Source organism: Roseitranquillus sediminis (assembly GCF_016918935.1).
GTDB classification, from domain to species: domain Bacteria; phylum Pseudomonadota; class Alphaproteobacteria; order Rhodobacterales; family Rhodobacteraceae; genus Roseitranquillus; species Roseitranquillus sediminis.
The window spans coordinates 162340-180325 of sequence record NZ_JAFFOB010000005.1; the positions used below are offsets into that span (position 1 = coordinate 162340).

Here is a 17986-nt window from a genome sequence, read left to right on the forward strand (position 1 = left end):
CCGCAGGCCGTCACAGCAGGAAAGAGTTGCCGATCATGTTCAAGGGTTCGATGCCGGCGCTTGTCACACCGTTTCGCGATGGCGCGGTTGACGAGGCCTGCCTGCGTGAGCTGGTCGAGTGGCATGTTGCCCAAGGATCGTCCGCGCTGGTGCCCGTCGGCACGACCGGCGAGAGCCCGACACTGAGTCATGCCGAACACGAGCGGGTGGTCGAGGTCGTGGTCGAGGCGGCGGCGGGTCGCGTGCCGGTGATCGCCGGCGCCGGCTCGAACAATACGGTCGAGGGCATCCGGCTGATTCGCCACGCCGAGAAGGTCGGCGCCGACGCTGCGCTGGTGGTCACGCCCTACTATAACAAGCCGACGCAGGCCGGCATGATCGCCCACTTCCGCGCGCTCCACGACGCCTGCGACCTGCCGATAGTGATCTACAATATCCCTGGCCGCTCAGTCGTCGACATGACGCCAGCGACCATGGGCGAACTCGCGAAGCTTCCGCGCATCGTGGGCGTCAAGGACGCGACCGGCGACGTCGCTCGCGTCAGCCAGCAGCGCATCACCTGCGGCGCCGACTTCGTCCAGCTCTCGGGCGAGGACGCGTCCGCGCTGGGATTCAACGCCCACGGCGGCGTCGGCTGCATCAGCGTCACCGCCAACGTCGCGCCGCGCCTCAGCGCGGACTTCCAGGCCTGCACACTCGCCGGGGACTACGCCGGCGCGCTGGAGCTGCAGGACCGGCTCATGCCGCTGCATGAGGCGATCTTCATCGAGCCCGGACTCGCCGGTGCGAAGTACGCGATGTCGCTCCTCGGGCTCTGCCGCGACGAGGTGCGGCTGCCGCTTCTCCCCCTGTCGGAGGGCACGCGGCTGGCGGTCAAGGATGCGATGAAGCACGCGGGCCTGCTGAACTGAAACGGCGCAAGCGCTTCCGGACGTTAACGAAGTCCTAAAATCAGTTAGGCGATTCGAGCCGAATCGCTTACTGTGGATAGGCATTCAGCGTGGGGGGTGTTCGCCGCAAGGCGAGCTATCGCGCAGGGGAAGCGGGCGGCAATTTTTGGCCGCATCGGCCAGTTTGAAGTGGTCGGGACCGTTCCTTCTGTGACGCGACACTGACAGGGGAAGACAGAATTTTATCTACGTCGCCCGATCGGCTTCAATGCCGGTCGGGCTTTTCGTTTGCCGCCCGGCCGTCGCCGTCGTTATAAGCCGCCCGCATGGCCAGCCCTAAGGACAACCCGAACTACAAGGTGGTCGCCGAAAACCGGCGCGCACGCTACGACTACGCGATCGAGAGCGACCTCGAGTGTGGGGTGCAGCTCATGGGCTCGGAGGTGAAGTCGTTGCGCACCGGCCAGGCCAACATCGCGGAGAGCTATGCCAGCGTCGAGGACGGCGAACTGTGGCTGATCAACAGCTACATCGCGCCCTACGACCCCGGCCGCACCTTCGGCCACGAGGACCGGCGCAGGCGCAAGCTGCTCGTCAACCGCAAGGAACTGTCGGACCTCTGGAACGCGACGCAGCGCAAGGGCATGACGCTCGTCCCGCTGGTGCTCTACTTCAATCATCGCGGCATCGCGAAGCTGAAGATTGGCGTCGCCAAGGGCAAGAAGGTCGCCGACAAGCGCGAGACCGCGGCCAAGCGCGATTGGCAGCGCCAGAAGCAGCGCCTGCTCAAGGAGCACGGCTGAACCCCCGCCGCATGCGACCGGCGCCACGACGCCATGACCTCGCCACCCGTTCCACAAGACCGTGATGAACTTGAACTTCCCGACACCGCCAGCATTGCGCAAGCCTCTGCGAATCTGGTCGCGGCGTGCTCGCCGGCTTGCCATCGCGGCCCCGCGCTCTTACCGAAGAGGTGGTGCGGCGAGAGGAATCCGATGAGCGACGATCCCAGGACCCTGGTCTCGACGGAGTGGCTGGCCACGCACCTCAACGACCCCGATCTGAGGATCATCGACGGGAGTTGGTATCTGCCCGATGCCGCGCGCGACCCACGTGCCGAGTACGAGGCGGCGCACATCCCGGGCGCACGCTTCGTGGACCTCGACGACGTATCGGACAGCCGCTCCGACCTGCCGCACATGGCGCCGCCGCCGGAGAAGTTCGTCAGCCGGATGCGGTCGCTGGGCATCGGCGACGGCCATCAGGTCGTGATCTACGATGGCATGGGCATGTTCTCTGCCGCGCGCTTCTGGTGGTTGTTCCGGCTCATGGGCAAGAGCGACGTTGCCGTGCTCGACGGCGGCTTCCCCAAGTGGCGCGACGAGGGGAGGCCGGTGGAGGACATGGCGCCTGTGATCCGAGACCGGCACATGACCACCAGCCGCCAGAACCAGCTCGTCCGCGACGTCACGCAGGTGGCGCGGGACGTTAAGCTGGGTGAGCGGCAGGTTGTGGACGCACGCTCCCCGGGCCGGTTCCGGGGCGACGAGCCCGAGCCGCGGCCGGGCCTGCGGGCCGGCCACATCCCGGGCTCGCGCAACGTCCACTACCGCTCGCTGCTGAACGCGGACGGGACGATGCGGGACGAGGCCGGCCTGCGCGCCGCCTTCGCCGACGCGGGCGTCGACCTCGACCAACCCGTCGTCACGACATGCGGCTCGGGCGTGACGGCGGCGATCCTTAGCCTCGCGCTGGAACGGATCGGGCATCGCGACCATGCGCTTTACGACGGCTCGTGGAGCGAGTGGGGCATGTATGGCGACCTGGCCGTCGCCACCGGCGAATGATCGACGCCGGACAGGAGGTCGACTACGTCATCACCTGGCTGGAGATGACCGAGCGGCCCAAATGGCCGTGGCCGCAACTCCCGTCCGGCGCGCCGGCAACGCTTCTGCCCGCGGCCAGGCCGCCGGTCTGGTACTTCCTCGCCCTCTACGATGCGGTGGGGCGCGACTTCGCGTGGGAGGACATGTTCCAGCGCCCGCAGGACGAGCTCCAGGCATGGCTCGCGCACGAGGACGTCACGCTCCACACCCTGATGCGCGACGGCTGGCCGGCGGGTTTCTTCGTTCTCGATGCCCGCGCGGGAGACGTCGTCGACCTCGCCTACTTCGGTCTCGTCCCCGAAGTCTTCGGGCGCGGCCTCGGCAGCTTCCTTCTGCGCACGGCGCTCCTCACCAGCTGGTCCCGGCCGGGCGTGCGCGCGATGACCGTCAACACCTGTACCCTCGACCACCCCCGCGCACTCGGCCTCTACCAGAGGCACGGATTCAGCCCGGTGCGGCGCGAGACGCGCTCCCGGCTCCTGACGCGCCCCATCCCGGAGAAAGAACAATGCTGAGCGATCTTAAGGAACTGCCGCAGGACAAGATCCTGGCCTTGGTCGGCATGTTCCGCGCCGACCCGCGGGACGACAAGATCGACCTCGGCCTCGGCGTCTACCGCGACGCGGAGGGACGGACGCCGGTGATGAGGGCTGTCAAAGCCGCGGAACGCCGACTCTGGGAGTCGCAGGAGACCAAGGCCTACACATCGCTCGGCGGCGACCCTGCCTACCGCGAAGCGATGCGCAAACTCGTGCTCGCCGACGCGGTCGAGCCGGAGCGCGTGGCCTCGGCCGCGACCCCCGGCGGAACGGGAGCGGTGCGGATGGCCTTCGAGTTGCTAGGGATGGCCGCGCCCGAAGCGACGGCCTGGCTACCGGCCGAGACATGGCCGAACCACGTCTCAATCCTGCGCCACCTCGGCCGGCCGACGAAGACCTTCCGCTACTTCGACGCCGAGACGGGGCTCGTGGATTTCGAGGGGCTCATCGCAGATCTCGAGGGGGCGCAGCGCGGCGACCTCGTGGTGCTGCATGGCTGCTGCCACAACCCGACCGGCGCGGACCCGGACATCGGCCAGTGGGAGGCCATCGCCGACACGCTCGCCAGCACTGGGGCGATCCCGATGATCGACCTCGCCTACCAGGGCTTCGGCGACGGCCTCGATGCCGATGCCGCCGGCACCCGCCTGCTGGCCTCGAAGCTGCCCGAGACACTGATCGCGGCGAGCTGCTCGAAGAATTTCGGCATCTACCGCGAGCGGACCGGCATCCTGTTCGCCGTGGCCGAGGACGCGGCGGCGAGGGACCTGACACAGCCGACGCTGGAGTACCTCAACCGGCAGAACTATTCGTTCCCGCCGGACCACGGCGCGCGGGTCGTGACGACGGTGCTGGAGCATGCGGCGCTGCGGGAAGACTGGAAGGCCGAGCTGGAACAGATCCGCGACGGCATGCTGTCCCTGCGGCGGCAGCTTGCCAGTGAACTGCGCCAGCGGCTGAACTCCGACCGCTTCGACTTCATCGCCGAGCATCGCGGCATGTTCTCCCGCCTCGGCGTCACCGGCGACGAGGTCCTCGCCCTGCGCGAGCGCCACGGCGTGTACCTGGTCGGAGACGGACGGATGAACGTCGCCGGCCTCAACGCGCACACGGTGCCGCTCCTGGCTTCCGCGATCGCCGACGTGATCGGCTGATACGGTCGCGCGCGGAGCGGATCGGCGACCCGCGCACGCCGGCGTTCTTCGGGAACATTCAAGCCTCTCGCGATGTTGATTGCGCGAGAAACGCCGCTCTGCCGGCGCGAGCGTCGCCTCGTCGATGCCGCGAACCGCGAAGCGGCGCATGGCATCAGCGAAAGGAGGTCAGCGATGGCCGACACACCCGAACGAGACGCCGCAGAACGCGCAAAGGCCGAAGCCCGCTCCCTCGGCGAAGAAATCAAGTCGCAGGGCGCCGCCGCGGCTGGAGCAGCGCGAGATACCGCGCGGGAGTATGCCGACCGTGCGCGCCACGAAGCCTATGCACGTGGCGAGGCCTACCGCGAGCACGCCGCCGATGAGACGAGCAAGGTCGCCGCGGCGCTCCGGAAGGCGTCCGAGGATCTTTCGGATGGTTCGCCTCAGGAGCGCTTCGTCGCCCAGATCGCCGACGGCGTGGCCGAGGCGGCAGACCGCGTTCGCGGCATGACGCTGGACGAGGTCGCGCGCGAGACGACGGGCTTTGCGCGCCGGCATCCGGCGGCGTTCCTCGGCGGCGCTGCGCTGGTCGGCTTTGCGGCCGCGCGCTTTCTCAAGGCCTCGTCCCGCCACGGCCCCGACTCCTACGAGATGGCGGACAGCCCCCGCCCCGCCCCGACCGGCTATGGGTCGGCAACGGCACCCATGCCGACTGGCACCTCCGGAAGCAGCGGACCAGGCGCCGTGTCGAACCGTGTGCCGGAGCCCGCGACGCGGCCGGCTGGAGCGACCACCGCAACCAGCCCGTCCGGGACACCCGGCGGCGCGACGCCGACCGGCGGGGTCCGCCCCAGCACCGCCACCGACAGTACCGGCACTCCCACCACGGGTACACCGGCTGGCCGTCCGACGGGAGCGTCGGAAACGAAACCTGTCTGAGGGAAGTCAGCCATGACAGATCGAACCACCGATCCCACCGCGGCGCGTAGCACGACCAGTCTACTGTCCGACGCGATGGCGCACGTCAGCGGCCTTGTCCGAAAGGAGATCGACCTCGTCCGCGCCGAACTGAGCGAGAATGCACATCGTGCCGGAGTCGCCATCGGCCTGATCGTCGGAGCGGTCGTCCTGCTCCTGACGGCGCTGAACGTCCTGTCGGCGGCACTGGTGTCCGGCCTCGCCGAACTTGGGATCGACGCCGGATGGGCCGCGCTGATCGTGGGGCTCGTCTACCTCGTCGTCGCCGTCATCATGGTGAAGAAGGGGACGAACGACCTCAAGTCGACCAGCCTCGCGCCCACCCGATCGGCCCGTAACGTCCAGAAGGACGCCCATGCAGTGAAGGAGACAATCAATGGCTAGCGACGACCACAGGTCCGCCGCCGAAATCGAGCGTGAGATCGAGGCCGAGCGCAATGCCCTCACGCGGACCCTCGACGAAATCCAGGAGCGCCTGTCTTTCGAGTCGCTCTCCGGCGACCTCTACGAGCGGGTGCGCGACAGCGGCGGCGACGTCGGCCGCGCCGTGATCCGCAGTGTCCGCGACAACCCGGTGCCGCTTGCGCTGACCGCCATCGGCCTCACGTGGCTGATGATCAGCCAGCGGAACTCGGGCCACGAAGATCCGTACGGCTACGACCCCTACGACGGCTACATCGGCCGCCGTCCGGCGAGCGACTGGGACGACGAGTATGCCGGCGTCGGTGGCCGCACCACGCCAGTCGGCGGGACCGGCGCCTACCGGCGACCGATCTACGATGCGTCTGGCCGGCCGATCAGCGGCGACGTGCACGAGGACCACGAGTCGCGCTGGGACAGTGCCCGCCACGCGGTGTCGGGCGCGGCACAATCGGCGCGCGACCGCGCGCGCTCCGGCGCGCACGCCGCCTCTTCGGGAGTGGGATCGGCGCGTGACAGCGCCGCCTCCGGCTACGGGTCGGCGCGCGACCGCGCTGCGGGAGGCCTGCATTCCGCAGGCGACAAGGCGTCCGCCGGTCTTCATGCCGGCCAGGAAGCCACCAGTTCTCGCTATCGCGCTGGCCGCGACGCGATTGCCTCGGGCGCGAAACGGGTCCGCAGCAGCTTCAGCCGGGGCTACGAGTCCGGCCGGTCGCGCGCTCGCGGCGCCTATGCCTCGGCCGCCGAGTTGCGCGAGCGCATCACGCACGGTACCCAGGATTTGAGTGCACAGGCACGCGCGCGCATCATCGCGGCCCGGACCCGCGCCTACGAGGCGCAACTCAGGGCAGAGCAGTATGCGAGCCGTGGCCGCGACAAGGCGGTGGATCTCTTCGAAGACCAGCCGCTTGTCATCGGCGCACTCGCGCTGGCATTCGGCGCGGCTCTTGGCGGACTGCTGCCGCGCACCTCGCGCGAAGACGACGCCTTCGGCGCATACCGCGACGACCTCTTCGAGGAGGCAGAGCGCGTCTATCGCGAGGAGCGGTCGAAGCTCGAGGCCGTCGCCAGGGAAACCGCCGAGGAGGCACGACGCGTTGCGCGCAGTACCGCCGAGGACATCCGGGGCGACCTGAACGAGGCCGCCTCCGAGATCGGAGCCACCGCACGCTCGAAGCTGTCCGACGCAGAGGCAAAGGCCAAGGAGGCGGCGGAGCAGGTCGGCGAGAAGGCGAAGTCCGAGGCGGAGAACAAGAACCTCGGCCAGCGCTGACGCGTAAGAAGAAGGTTGGAAGGGGGCGCCATGTGCGCCCCTTTTCGTGTCAGAGATCAGCCTGCAGAGAGGGAGACCTGAGCGATGAAGAAGGAAGACGTGGACGGCGGCACGCTCGAGACCTGGACGGTGGCGGAAGTCGAGGAGGCGCTACGCGAGGGGCGCGCCGTCCTGATCGACGTGCGCACTCCACAGGAATACATGTTCGAGCACGTCGAGGGAGCCTTGCTGTTTCCGCTGGCTTTCTTCCGCGCCGACAGCCTTCCGTCGCAGGAAGGCAAGCGTCTGGTGTTTCACTGCGGCTCGGGCGCGCGTTCGGAGAAGGTGGCGCGCCAGTGTCTCGCCGCGGGCATTACACCCGTCGCCCACCTCGAGGGCGGCTTCGGCGCGTGGAAGAAGGAGGGCCGGTCCCACATCGCCACCGACATGGCGACCGGCGCGCCGAAACGGGTCGGCTGATCTTGGAAGGGCGCAGCCCGGGCGCGGAGGGCGCCCGCGCTGAAGTTCTGGCCGGCGCTGTCAGCCCTTGGCGAACTCGGGGTATGCTTCCATCCCGAGCTCACCCACGTCGAGACCGGCGACCTCCGTCTCCTCGCTGACGCGGATGCCCATCGTGGCGCGCAGGACGATCCAGACAACGAGGCTGGCGACGAAGACGAAGACGCCGACAATCATAATCGACAGGAACTGACCCAAGAGCGTGGCGTCGGGGTTCGTCAGCACCACCGCCAGCGTGCCCCAGATGCCGGCGCAGAGGTGCACCGGGATCGCGCCGACCACGTCGTCGATACGCACCTTGTCGAGGAAGGGCACCACGAAGACCACGATCACGCCGCCCGCCGCGCCGATCAGCGTGGCCACTCCGAGGGTCGGCGTCAGCGGCTCGGCGGTGATCGAGACAAGGCCGGCCAGCGCCCCGTTGAGCACCATCGTGAGGTCCGACTTGCCGTACACGACCTGCGTCAGGATCAGCGCCGCAAGCGCGCCGCCGGCCGCGGCGGTGTTGGTGTTGGCGAAGATCCGGCTGATGTCGGCGACGTTGCCGGCCGTATCCATGTAGAGCTGCGAACCGCCGTTGAAGCCGAACCAGCCGAGCCACAGGATGAACATCCCCAGCGTGGCGAGCGGCAGGTTCGCGCCCGGCATCGGGTTGACCCGGCCGCCTGCATATTTGCCCAGTCTCGGCCCGAGGACCAGCGCGCCGGCAAGCGCGGCCCAGCCGCCGGCCGAATGCACGACCGTGGATCCGGCGAAGTCGAGGAACCCGAGATTCGCGTCGAGGAAGCCGCCGCCCCACTTCCAGCTCGCCTGGATCGGGTAGATCAGGCCCGTCAGGATCACCACGAAGACCAGGAACGGCCAGAGCTTGATCCGCTCGGCCAGCGTGCCCGAAACGATTGACGCGGTGGTCGCGCAGAACATCAGCTGGAAGAAGAAGTCCGACCCGACCGAGGCGTAGGTAAGGTCAGGCTCCGCCTCGGCCAACCCCGCGGGCTCGAGCGAGGCGACCGTGATCGCGCCGAGCCAGTCCGCCACCAGCCAGCCGTCACCTGGATACATCAGGTTGTAGCCGATCAGATAGTACATGATCGCCGCGATCGAGAAGAGCGCGACGTTCTTCATCAGCTGCATCGTCGTGTTCTTCTGCCGGACGAGGCCCGCCTCGAGCATGGTGAAGCCCGCGGCCATCCACATCACCAGAAAGCCGGTGACGAGGAACATGAAGGTGGTGAAGATGAAGCCGATCTCGGCGTTGAGGGGCGTCTCGTCGGCGACGGCCGCCTCCTGCGCGAAGCCCAGCGACGGCAGCGCGACCGCCGCCGCGGCCAGCGCCGCTATCCTGAATTTGCTCATGCTCTGCCAGTCCTTTCTCATACCCCGCGCGCTCACAGCGCCTCCTCGTTCGTTTCGCCCGTGCGCACGCGCAGCGCGCTCTCGATGTCCAGTACGAAGATCTTTCCGTCGCCGATCCGGTCGGTCTTGGCCGCCCGCGCGAGGGTCTCGACGACCTGTTCGGCCATCGCCGTGCTCACCGCGATCTCGAGCTTGACCTTCGGCACGAAGTTCACGGCGTACTCCGCGCCGCGGTAGATCTCGGTGTGGCCAGATTGCGAACCGAAGCCCTTGATCTCGGTTACCATCATGCCGCGCACGCCGATTGCGGTCAGCGCCTCGCGCACCTCCTCGAGCTTGAACGGCTTGATCGCTGCTATGATGAGTTTCACGCGCACCCCTTTCGTTGCCCTCGGCGGGCTCCCGAGGCGGATAAGGAGCGGCGGCGGCAGCGGTCAGCAAGCGACGGACAGGCTGCGGAGCTCCCTTCGCAGGCGCAGCGACCTCGCCTCTGCACATTTAATCGGCTATGCCTGTTTTTCAGGCAAGCGGCGAATGGTTGCGGTGGACCGATTGCGCCTCCACTTGTCGGGCGGCAGGCGGTAAGAGGGATCACCCGCCGGCGACGGAACCCGGACGAAGGAAGCGCATGGCAGGATCGGGCAGGAAGAAGTCACCGCTGGTGGCCGAGAGGCGTGCCGCCAAGTCGGCTGCCAAGCCGCGTCGGCCGCGGCGCAGGCGCGGCGGACTCGCGCGGCTGTTGACGGCGCCATTCCGCTGGCTGCTGGTCCTGATGCTGCGGCTGTCGTGGCGTCTGGGGCTTGTCGCCGCGATGATCGTCGGCGGCGTCGTGCTCTACTTCTACTCTACACTGCCGCCGGTGGGCTCACTGCTCGACGGGCGCGCCCGCGGGTCTGTAACGATGCTCGACCGGCATGGCGAGACCTTCGCCTGGCGCGGCGAGCAGTTCGGCGGCCAGGTCACCGCCGCCAACGTGGCGCCGGACCTGCGCGAGGCGATCGTCGCGACCGAGGACAGGCGCTTCTATCGCCATGTCGGCGTCGACCCGATCGGCATCGCCGGTGCCATCCGCATCAATCTCGCGGAGGGTCGCGGTCCGCTGGAGGGGCACGGCGGCTCGACCATCACCCAGCAGGTGGCGAAGATCCTCTGTCTGGGCGAGCCCTACGACCCGACGAGCGGCATGAGCGAGGCTGAGTATGAGGCCGACTGCCGCCGCACCTCGCTCTGGCGCAAGATCAAGGAAGTTCCCTACGCGCTCGCAATGGAGCTCAAGTACTCCAAGGACGAGATCCTGACGATCTACCTCAACCGCGCTTATCTCGGCGCTGGCGCCAGGGGATTCGAGGCTGCGGCGCAGCGCTACTTCGGCAAGTCGGCCTCCGACGTGAGCCCGGCCGAGGCGGCGATGCTGGCGGGCCTCCTGGTGGCGCCATCGCGCTTCGCGCCCACCAACGACCTTGCGCGCGCGCAGGAGCGGGCGAACGTCATCGTCGGGCTGATGGCCGAGCAGGGTTACCTCAGCTCCGAGGAGGCGGCGCGCGCCCGCAGCAATCCAGCCGTGCTATCGGAACAGGCCGCGGCCCGCGCGGGCGGCTACTTCGCCGATTGGGTGATGGAGGACGGACCGGCGTTCCTGACGCGAGACACGACCGAGGACGTCATCATCCGCACGACGTTCGACACCGCGATCCAGAACGCGGCCGAGGCGGCGCTGCAGCATGTCTTCGACACCAAGGTCAGCGCGGGGTCCGAGGCGCAGGCGGCGATCGTGGTGATGTCAGCCGACGGAGCCGTGCGCGCGATGGTTGGCGGGCGCAAGCTGCGCGGTGTCTCAGGCCAGTTCAACCGCGCGATTCAAGCCGAACGGCAGACCGGCAGCGCGTTCAAGCCCTTCGTCTACGCTACCGCCCTCGACCTTGGCTACAACTGGAACGACCGGGTCGAGGACGCGCCGCTCACGATCAACGTGCCTGGCTCCGGCCCCTACTCACCCCGCAACTACACCGGCCGGTACGAGGGGCTGGTGACGCTGACGGATGCGCTGGCGCAGTCTCTCAACACGGCGGCGGTGCGGGTGTCCGAGGCGGTTGGGCGCGACAAGGTGCAGAAGATCGCCACGGATTTCGGCGTGAAGGGCGATCTGGCGGACGGCCCGGCCCTCGCCCTCGGCGTGTCCGAATCGACCCTGCTGGACATGACCGGCGCCTATGCCGGCATCCTGAACGGCGGCACCTCGGTCACACCCTACGGCCTGCTGGAGCTGCGCCTGCAGGGCGAGGACGTGCCGCTGATCGGGCAGTCCGGCGGCCTCGGCGAGCGCGTGATTTCCGACAATGCCGCGCGGCAGCTGGTCTACATGATGAGCCAGGTGATCGAGCGCGGCACCGGAACCCGCGCATCGCTCGGCAACCGCCCCGCCGCCGGCAAGACCGGAACGACGCAGGCGGCGCGCGACGCCTGGTTCCTGGGCTTTACCGCCGACTACGTCGCCGGCGTGTGGATGGGCTATGACGACAACACGCCGCTGACCGGCGTCACCGGTGGCGGGCTGCCGGCCGAGATCTGGCAGGAGACGATGGCGAGGGTCCACCAAGGGATGCCGATCCGCCCGCTGCCGTCGATCGACCCGTCGCTGGCGCCGCCGCCCGCCTATCCAAGTGCGGGCGTGCCGGAGTCGGCGCAGTCGGACTCGCCGCACTACGGCGGCTCCCGCAGCGCCGCCGCCTCGCGCGAGCGCCAGCCGCAGAGCGGTGGCGACGTCATCGAACGCATCCTGCTCGACGTACTGGGCGGAATCTTCGGGAACTGACCCATGCGGGGCGCGGCGGGCTCAGCCCGCCTGGCGCAGGTCGGCGATCAGCGCGTCGAGGTTGCCACCACGGCGGTCGAGCATCGCGCCGACCTCTGTCCGCTCGGTCCTGAGCAGGCTGATCCCCTCGATCAGCAGGTCGAAAAAGAGGTCGCGCCCGGAGCGATCGGAGACCAGGAAGGTCACCTCGAACGGCGCCTGTCCACGCAGGTCCGCGATGGCGTCGACCTCGTAGAACGACTTCACCGGTCCGGCGCCGGTCACGTTGACCTGCCCGCCGATCAGCTCGCGGAACCTCCGGCCGTACTTGCGGGCGATGTAGCCGCGGAAAGCGTCGGCGAAGGCGCTGAGCTGCGCCGAAGAGGCGCGCCGCGCATCCGGCCCGAGGGTAGAGCGGGCGATCGTAGGAACGTCTGCATAGCGCGCGAAGATGGATTCGAAGTCGCGGTACATCGCGGCTTCGGACCTGCCCGAATTGATGACCGCGTTGATCTCCGACGTGACCCGCTCGATCAGGGCGCGCGCCTCGTTCGTGGTAAGAGCGCGGGCTGGCAGCGCCGCAAGCGCGAGGGCTCCGGCGATCACCGCACGGCGGGTGGGTTCATTCATCGAAAACATCGTCATACGGGTTGAAGTAGTCCTGAGCCTCGTCTCCGCCAAGCTCGAACCGGCGGTTCTGCAGGTAGATCTCACGCGTCTGCGCATAGCTGTCGGCGCTCTCGTAGAGCACCTGATCAAGCGTGTCTCGCAGGACGTAGCGCTGCTGCAGCCCGCTGCCCACCCGCGCCGCGACGGCAGGCGTGCGCAGTTCGTCCGGCAGGGCATAACGCATCGGGTTGAGCGCGAAGTCCACCGCGGTGCCGACCGCGTCGCGCTGGGTCGACGGGCCGAGAAGCGGCAGCTCGAGGTATGCCCCCTCGCCTGCGCCCCAGACCGCCAGCGTCTGGCCGAAGTCGCTCTCCCGCGCCGGCAGGCCGATGGAGGTGGCCGGATCGAAGACACCCGCGACACCCAGTGTCGAGTTGATGAGGAACCGGAAGAAGTTGCTGCCGGCATCCTCGGCCTCGCCCTGCAGCACGTCGTTCACGATATCGCCGGGGGCGGAGAGGTTGGCGGCAAAGTTCGACACGCCCTCCCTCACCGGCCCCGGCAGGCCGCGCCCGTAGACCGTCGACGCGGGACGGAAGAGCGCGCGGTCAACACCCTTGTTGAAGGCATGCACCTGCCGGTTCTGCGCCTCGTAGGGGTCGTAGGCGGTGCCTGTCGCCGCAGGCTCGACCCTGGCGCAGGCGCCCGCCAGACCCCCCAGCAGCACCAGAGCCGCGATCCGAACCATGTCCCGCCCGCCCATGCGCGACCTCCCCTCACATGTCGCGCCAGCCTAGTCTGCCGTCGCCGCCGTCACAACGCCTCGCAGAGGCTTTCCCGCGCCCTGTCCTGCGGATAGCGTGAGCTCGTGCCAGGAGGATGCGACATGACTGATACGCTCGAGACGAGGCTTGCGGAACTGGGATACACCCTGCCTGAACCGTCGACGCCGGCGGCGAATTACGTCCCGTACGTGCTCAACGGCACGACGCTCTGGATCTCCGGTCAGATCTCGCGGTCGCCCGACGGCCTCATCACCGGCAAGCTGGGCGACGCGCTGGATGTCGAGGCGGGGGCCGACGCAGCCCGCACCTGCGTGCTGCAGATCCTCGCCCAGGCCAAGGATGCGTGCGACGGCGACCTCGGACGGATCAACCGCGTGGTCAAACTGACCGGCTTCGTCAATTCGACACCCGACTTCACCGATCAGCCCAAGGTCATCAACGGCGCGTCGGACCTGCTCGTCGAGCTTCTCGGCGACCGTGGCCGGCACGCCCGCTCGGCCGTAAGCGCCGCCTCGCTGCCGATGGGCGTCGCCGTCGAGATCGAGGCGGTCCTCTCCATCGAATAGCGCGATGCCGCGTCCGGCCCGCCTGCCGCGGGCCTTCCTGCGAACGCCGATCGCGCACCGCGGCCTGCATGACTCCGATCGCGTGGAAAATGGCGCAAGCGCGGTCCGGGCGGCGGCGGAGGCTGGCTACGGCGTCGAGATCGACGTGCGCCTCAGCGCGGACGGACAGCCGGTCGTCTTCCACGACGCGACGCTCGAGCGTCTGACGGGCCGCAGGGACCCGGTCACCGCCCTGTCCGCCGCCGAACTCACGCGCGTCCCGCTCATGGGGAGCGAGGAATGCATTCCCATGCTCGACGACATCCTCGCCGCGGTCGCCGGCAACGTGCCGCTCCTTGTCGAGATCAAGGATCCGACGGGGACCATGGGGGAGACGGACGGGCGTCTCGAGCGCGCGGTTGCCGCCACTCTCTCGGTGTACAGCGGACCGCTCGCGGTCATGTCCTTCAACCCGCACATCGTCGCCGGAATGGCCGAAGCTACGCCGGACGTGCCGCGGGGGCTGACGACCGATGCCTTCGACGCCGCCGATTGGCCGTCGGTCCCGGAACCCGTGCTGGAGCGGCTGCGCTCGATCGACGTCGATGCGGCTGGTGCGACCTTCGTGAGCCATGACTGGCGCCGCCTCGGCATGTCCGGCCTCGCCGCCCTGCGCGAGCAGGGCGTGCCGATCCTGAGCTGGACCGTCCGCTCGCCGGCGGAGGAGACCCGGGCGCGCCAGCTCTGCGACAACGTCACCTTCGAGAACTACCTGCCGCGGCTGCGGGGTTGACCAGCGGCGATACAGGCCCACCGTCAGGCGCCGGGCGAGAGAGGCGGGCAATGGCGGACCAGATCCAGATCGACGTGCTCGGCGCGCTCTCCGAGGTCGACGCCGCAGCCTGGGACGCCTGCGCCTGTCCCGAGGCGTCGGACGGGCGACCACGCCACCCGTTCACGACGCACCGCTTTCTCGACGCGCTGGAGACGAGCGGCAGCGTCGGCCTTGGCACAGGATGGCAGCCACGGCATCTCGTGGCGCGCTTCGACGGCCACGTCATCGCTTGCGCGCCGCTCTACGCCAAGGGGCACAGCCAGGGCGAGTATATCTTCGACCACAATTTCGCCCACGCTTACGAGCGCGCGGGCGGCAGCTACTATCCAAAACTCCAGTTCGCCGTGCCATTCACGCCGGCAACCGGGCGGCGCCTCCTGACGCTTCCGGGCCACGAGGACCTCGGCCGCGCAGCGCTACTCCGCGGGGCCGTGACGCTTGCCGACCAGAATCAGCTGAGTTCTGTCCACGCTACCTTCTGCACAGCCGCAGAGGCGGAGGCGGGGCGCGAGGCCGGGCTGCTCCACCGTGTGACGCAACAGTACCACTGGCGCAACGACGGCTACGGGTCGTTCGAGGACTTCCTCGGCTCGCTCAGCTCGCGCAAGCGCAAGAACATCCGCAAGGAGCGGCAGACCGCGCAGGCATTCGGCGGCCGTATCGTTGCGCTGTCGGGGGACGAGATCGAACCCTGCCACTGGGACGCCTTCTGGCGCTTCTACCAGGACACGGGCGCGCGCAAATGGGGCACGCCCTACCTGACCCGCGCCTTCTTCGACCGCGTCCACGCGACGATGCGCGACGACGTGCTGCTCGTCCTCGCGGTGCGCGACGGGTGGCCGGTGGCCGGCGCGCTGAACTTCATCGGGCGCGAGACGCTCTATGGCCGCTATTGGGGTGCTGTCGAGGAACATCCCTGCCTGCACTTCGAGCTGTGCTACTATCGGGCGATCGACTGGGCGATCGCGCACGGGCTGAAGACGGTGGAGGCAGGTGCGCAGGGCGAGCACAAGCTGGCGCGCGGCTATCTGCCGGTGCAGACGCACTCGCTCCACTGGTTCGCGGACGAGGGATTTACCCGCGCCGTCGCGCAGTATCTCGAGGCGGAGCGCCGAGCCATTGACGAGGAGATCGAGATCCTCACCAGCTACGGCCCGTTCCGCAAGGTCATGGCGGAGGATTGATGCCGGAGACGCTGACAGAGGCCGAACGAGGCGATGACCTCGCGCCGTTGCTCGCAGACGGCTGGACACACGACGAGGGGCGCGACGCAATTTCGCGCACTTACGCGTTCCAGAACTTCGTTGATGCCTTCGGCTGGATGACGCGGGTCGCGATCCGCGCCGAGAAGATGGACCACCACCCTGAATGGCGAAACGTCTACAAGACGGTTGAGGTCACACTGATCTCTCACGACGCGGGCGGGCTGACGCAGCGCGACGTCCGGCTCGCCCAGATCATGGACCGCCTCGCCGAGGGCTCCTAGGGGCGGGGTTTGATTGGGCCACCGAGCGAGGTCGCCGCGATCATCCGCCCCGAACGAATCCGGTCTCGGACTGGGCGGACCGGCTACTCTGGTTCGTCGGTCGCCGGTCTGCAGGTCCGGATTCTCGTCCTGAACGGCTACACCGCACGCGGTATGCCCTTCACTGACCCTGTGCGATGAGCCCGTCCGGGGAAGGGAGAAACACGGCCATCAGCCGATGCGCGCAGCAGAGCTCTGGTACATTCCGGCAGCAGGCCGCCTACCATCCCGCCACCGACGTCGGGCGCCTGAGATCAGACGCGCCCTCCAGCCGACCCTGCCTGTCCCGTAGGATCGTGCAGACGCCGCCGGACGTGAAGTGCCAGTCAGACCAGGCTCTGACCCGGTGTCCGAGGTCCTCAAGAGCCTCGATCACTTCGGAGCCGACGCGCTCCTCGACCTGCAACAGCCCGGGCGAGTACGGGTGGGGCGATGACGAGCGGGGGTAGCTGAACGTCGCGAAGCGGGGGGCGTCGACAGCATCCTGGGGACTCATCCCGAAGACATGGACGTTGAGGAATACCTGCAGCATCGCTTGGGGCTGCACATCGTTCCCCGGAGAGCCTATAGGCATCGTCCAGCCGTCCCGGACACTGCGTGCGATGGCAGGGTTGGGTGTCAGCCGTGGCCGGCGGCCCGGCCCGACGCGGGCGGGCGCGTCTGGCTCCGTGAATGCTTGCACACCCCTGCCGGACACCACGAAACCGAGGCCGGGCACCACTGGTGCGCCCGCCGACCCGTCGCTTGGTGTGGCGGAGAAGACGTTGCCGGCTCGGTCGATCACGCAGACATAGGACGTGTCGAGCTCTCCCGGATCGCGCGGCATATCCTCGCGCGAAGTCACCACAGGGTCCCAGTGGGCGCCGATGCCGGGCACGGGCAGGCCCGGATGTGCGCGCTCCGGATCGGCGAGCGCCGCTCTTTTCCTTGCGTAGTCGGGCGACATGAGGCGATCGATCGGCACGTCGTTGAAGTTCGGATCGCCGTAGAGCGCGTGGCGGTCGGCGTATGCCAGCTTCAGCACCTCGGTCAGGTGATGGATGTACCGGGTGCTGTTATGGCCGAGCCCGCGCAGGTCGGTGCCGTCCAGCATCGCCAGAGTCTGGCCCAGAAGCGGTCCCTGACACCAGGGTCCGCAATAGAATACCTCGGCTCCACCGAATCCGACCGATCGGGCATCTTCCACTTCCACGCGGAAGCCCGAAAGATCGTCTTCGGACAACCAGCCGCCTTCTTCCCGCTGGTGTTCGGCGATGCGTCGGGCGATGTCGCCTCTGTAGAAGGCATCGCGCGCGGCCTTGAGCCCGGTTTCTCTACCTTTCGTAGCCGCCGCTTTCTCCTCGTCGATCATGTAGGCGATGGCGTTGCCCAGATCGGTCTGCCGAAGGATGTCGCCCGCTTTCGGCGGTTTGCCCCCCGGCAGGTAGATGGCCGCGTTACCGGGGTAGACCGCATATTCGTCGGCATGGTCGGCGATAATTTCTGCCATGAGCGACGGCACCGCGAACCCTTCGCTGGCAAACCGGTGGGCCGCGACGGCGCACTCGCCGAACGACATCGTGCCGTAGAGCTCAAGCGCGGTGATCCAGGCGTCCGGCGCAGCGGGCACGACGGAGCGCAGCACTCCCTTCGGAATCCGCCCGCCATGCTCGCGCACGAAGAGATCCACATCCGTTGCCGCAGGCCAGGTCCCAAGGCCGCTGATGGTGATCGTGCGCCCGCTTTCGGCGTGGTGGATCATGATCGGTGCGACGCCGGCGAAGCCCACGTACTCGCTCTGCACGACGGCCAACGCGATCCCACCTGCTACGCCGGCATCCACCGCATTGCCGCCGGCTTCGAGGATCTGGAAGGCCGCCTGCGTGGCCAGGTAATGACCCGCAGCGACCATATGGCGCGTGCCGATCATGCGGGCACGAT

Annotated in this window: 19 protein-coding genes; 14 read left to right on the top strand and 5 right to left on the bottom strand. The window is 68.3% G+C overall.

Annotation, left to right across the window (positions count from 1 at the left end):
• Positions 1–35 precede the first annotated feature (35 nt).
• From dapA to JM664_RS01335, 9 genes are all read left to right on the top strand, one after another.
• Complete coding sequence (gene dapA / locus JM664_RS01295; protein ID WP_227418088.1) at positions 36–911, top strand: 4-hydroxy-tetrahydrodipicolinate synthase; 876 nt, start codon at positions 36–38, stop codon at positions 909–911.
• Positions 912–1216: 305 nt separating this feature from the next.
• Positions 1217–1693, top strand: coding sequence for an SsrA-binding protein SmpB (gene smpB, locus JM664_RS01300; RefSeq protein WP_227418089.1), 477 nt, complete (start codon positions 1217–1219; stop codon positions 1691–1693).
• A gap of 192 nt (positions 1694–1885) precedes the next feature.
• On the top strand, positions 1886–2737 hold the full coding sequence (gene sseA, locus JM664_RS01305; protein ID WP_227418090.1) for a 3-mercaptopyruvate sulfurtransferase: 852 nt from the start codon (positions 1886–1888) through the stop codon (positions 2735–2737).
• On the top strand, positions 2734–3291 hold the full coding sequence (locus JM664_RS01310) for a GNAT family N-acetyltransferase (RefSeq protein WP_227418091.1): 558 nt from the start codon (positions 2734–2736) through the stop codon (positions 3289–3291). The genes sseA and JM664_RS01310 overlap by 4 nt, the downstream gene beginning before the upstream one ends.
• On the top strand, positions 3285–4469 hold the full coding sequence (locus JM664_RS01315) for an amino acid aminotransferase (RefSeq protein ID WP_227418092.1): 1185 nt from the start codon (positions 3285–3287) through the stop codon (positions 4467–4469). The genes JM664_RS01310 and JM664_RS01315 overlap by 7 nt, the downstream gene beginning before the upstream one ends.
• Before the next feature lie 174 nt (positions 4470–4643).
• Entirely contained in the window at positions 4644–5390 is a 747-nt protein-coding gene (locus tag JM664_RS01320) for a hypothetical protein (RefSeq protein WP_227418093.1), read from the top strand.
• Between the two features lie 12 nt (positions 5391–5402).
• Entirely contained in the window at positions 5403–5813 is a 411-nt protein-coding gene (locus JM664_RS01325; RefSeq protein ID WP_227418094.1) for a phage holin family protein, read from the top strand.
• A complete protein-coding gene (locus tag JM664_RS01330; RefSeq protein ID WP_227418095.1) occupies positions 5806–7122 on the top strand; it encodes a DUF3618 domain-containing protein in 1317 nt (438 codons plus the stop codon). Before JM664_RS01325 ends, JM664_RS01330 begins: the two co-directional genes overlap by 8 nt.
• 84 nt (positions 7123–7206) lie before the next feature.
• Positions 7207–7581, top strand: a complete 375-nt coding sequence (locus tag JM664_RS01335; RefSeq protein ID WP_227418096.1) for a rhodanese-like domain-containing protein — start codon at positions 7207–7209, stop codon at positions 7579–7581.
• 60 nt (positions 7582–7641) lie between these two features.
• Here JM664_RS01335 and JM664_RS01340 read toward each other — a convergent pair whose 3' ends face one another.
• Together JM664_RS01340 and JM664_RS01345 are read right to left on the bottom strand one after the other, a co-directional pair.
• A complete protein-coding gene (locus JM664_RS01340; protein ID WP_227418097.1) occupies positions 7642–8976 on the bottom strand; it encodes an ammonium transporter in 1335 nt (444 codons plus the stop codon).
• Positions 8977–9008: 32 nt separating this feature from the next.
• Positions 9009–9347 (bottom strand): P-II family nitrogen regulator, encoded by a 339-nt coding sequence (locus JM664_RS01345; RefSeq protein WP_227418098.1) that lies wholly within the window; start codon positions 9345–9347, stop codon positions 9009–9011.
• A 257-nt stretch (positions 9348–9604) separates the two neighbouring features.
• On the opposite strand from JM664_RS01345, the gene JM664_RS01350 reads away from it, so the two are divergent.
• Positions 9605–11788, top strand: coding sequence for a transglycosylase domain-containing protein (locus JM664_RS01350; RefSeq protein WP_227418099.1), 2184 nt, complete (start codon positions 9605–9607; stop codon positions 11786–11788).
• Between the two features lie 21 nt (positions 11789–11809).
• Here the strand turns inward: JM664_RS01350 and JM664_RS01355 are convergent, their stop codons facing one another.
• Entirely contained in the window at positions 11810–12397 is a 588-nt protein-coding gene (locus JM664_RS01355) for an MlaC/ttg2D family ABC transporter substrate-binding protein (RefSeq protein WP_227418100.1), read from the bottom strand.
• Positions 12390–13139: an MlaA family lipoprotein gene (locus JM664_RS01360; RefSeq protein WP_227418101.1), complete on the bottom strand. Its 750-nt coding sequence runs from the start codon at positions 13137–13139 to the stop codon at positions 12390–12392. Before JM664_RS01360 ends, JM664_RS01355 begins: the two co-directional genes overlap by 8 nt.
• A gap of 123 nt (positions 13140–13262) precedes the next feature.
• On the opposite strand from JM664_RS01360, the gene JM664_RS01365 reads away from it, so the two are divergent.
• The 4 genes from JM664_RS01365 to JM664_RS01380 are packed head-to-tail and all read left to right on the top strand — an operon-like array spanning position 13263 to position 16027.
• Positions 13263–13727: a RidA family protein gene (locus JM664_RS01365; protein ID WP_227418102.1), complete on the top strand. Its 465-nt coding sequence runs from the start codon at positions 13263–13265 to the stop codon at positions 13725–13727.
• A gap of 4 nt (positions 13728–13731) precedes the next feature.
• Complete coding sequence (locus JM664_RS01370) at positions 13732–14499, top strand: glycerophosphodiester phosphodiesterase family protein (RefSeq protein ID WP_227418103.1); 768 nt, start codon at positions 13732–13734, stop codon at positions 14497–14499.
• A 50-nt stretch (positions 14500–14549) separates the two neighbouring features.
• Entirely contained in the window at positions 14550–15725 is a 1176-nt protein-coding gene (locus JM664_RS01375) for a GNAT family N-acetyltransferase (protein ID WP_227418104.1), read from the top strand.
• Positions 15725–16027, top strand: coding sequence for a 4a-hydroxytetrahydrobiopterin dehydratase (locus JM664_RS01380; protein WP_227418105.1), 303 nt, complete (start codon positions 15725–15727; stop codon positions 16025–16027). The genes JM664_RS01375 and JM664_RS01380 overlap by 1 nt, the downstream gene beginning before the upstream one ends.
• A gap of 259 nt (positions 16028–16286) precedes the next feature.
• On the opposite strand, the gene JM664_RS01385 is transcribed toward JM664_RS01380, so the two are convergent.
• Positions 16287–17975: a gamma-glutamyltransferase family protein gene (locus JM664_RS01385; protein ID WP_227418106.1), complete on the bottom strand. Its 1689-nt coding sequence runs from the start codon at positions 17973–17975 to the stop codon at positions 16287–16289.
• Between the last annotated feature and the right edge of the window lie 11 nt (positions 17976–17986).

Coding starts and splice junctions, on each gene's coding strand:
- dapA (WP_227418088.1), top strand. CDS start 36: ATGTTCAAGGGTTCGATGCCGGCGCTTGTCACACCGTTTCGCGATGGC.
- smpB (WP_227418089.1), top strand. CDS start 1,217: ATGGCCAGCCCTAAGGACAACCCGAACTACAAGGTGGTCGCCGAAAAC.
- sseA (WP_227418090.1), top strand. CDS start 1,886: ATGAGCGACGATCCCAGGACCCTGGTCTCGACGGAGTGGCTGGCCACG.
- JM664_RS01310 (WP_227418091.1), top strand. CDS start 2,734: ATGATCGACGCCGGACAGGAGGTCGACTACGTCATCACCTGGCTGGAG.
- JM664_RS01315 (WP_227418092.1), top strand. CDS start 3,285: ATGCTGAGCGATCTTAAGGAACTGCCGCAGGACAAGATCCTGGCCTTG.
- JM664_RS01320 (WP_227418093.1), top strand. CDS start 4,644: ATGGCCGACACACCCGAACGAGACGCCGCAGAACGCGCAAAGGCCGAA.
- JM664_RS01325 (WP_227418094.1), top strand. CDS start 5,403: ATGACAGATCGAACCACCGATCCCACCGCGGCGCGTAGCACGACCAGT.
- JM664_RS01330 (WP_227418095.1), top strand. CDS start 5,806: ATGGCTAGCGACGACCACAGGTCCGCCGCCGAAATCGAGCGTGAGATC.
- JM664_RS01335 (WP_227418096.1), top strand. CDS start 7,207: ATGAAGAAGGAAGACGTGGACGGCGGCACGCTCGAGACCTGGACGGTG.
- JM664_RS01340 (WP_227418097.1), bottom strand. CDS start 8,976: ATGAGCAAATTCAGGATAGCGGCGCTGGCCGCGGCGGCGGTCGCGCTG.
- JM664_RS01350 (WP_227418099.1), top strand. CDS start 9,605: ATGGCAGGATCGGGCAGGAAGAAGTCACCGCTGGTGGCCGAGAGGCGT.
- JM664_RS01355 (WP_227418100.1), bottom strand. CDS start 12,397: ATGAATGAACCCACCCGCCGTGCGGTGATCGCCGGAGCCCTCGCGCTT.
- JM664_RS01360 (WP_227418101.1), bottom strand. CDS start 13,139: ATGGGCGGGCGGGACATGGTTCGGATCGCGGCTCTGGTGCTGCTGGGG.
- JM664_RS01365 (WP_227418102.1), top strand. CDS start 13,263: ATGACTGATACGCTCGAGACGAGGCTTGCGGAACTGGGATACACCCTG.
- JM664_RS01370 (WP_227418103.1), top strand. CDS start 13,732: ATGCCGCGTCCGGCCCGCCTGCCGCGGGCCTTCCTGCGAACGCCGATC.
- JM664_RS01375 (WP_227418104.1), top strand. CDS start 14,550: ATGGCGGACCAGATCCAGATCGACGTGCTCGGCGCGCTCTCCGAGGTC.
- JM664_RS01380 (WP_227418105.1), top strand. CDS start 15,725: ATGCCGGAGACGCTGACAGAGGCCGAACGAGGCGATGACCTCGCGCCG.
- JM664_RS01385 (WP_227418106.1), bottom strand. CDS start 17,975: ATGATCGGCACGCGCCATATGGTCGCTGCGGGTCATTACCTGGCCACG.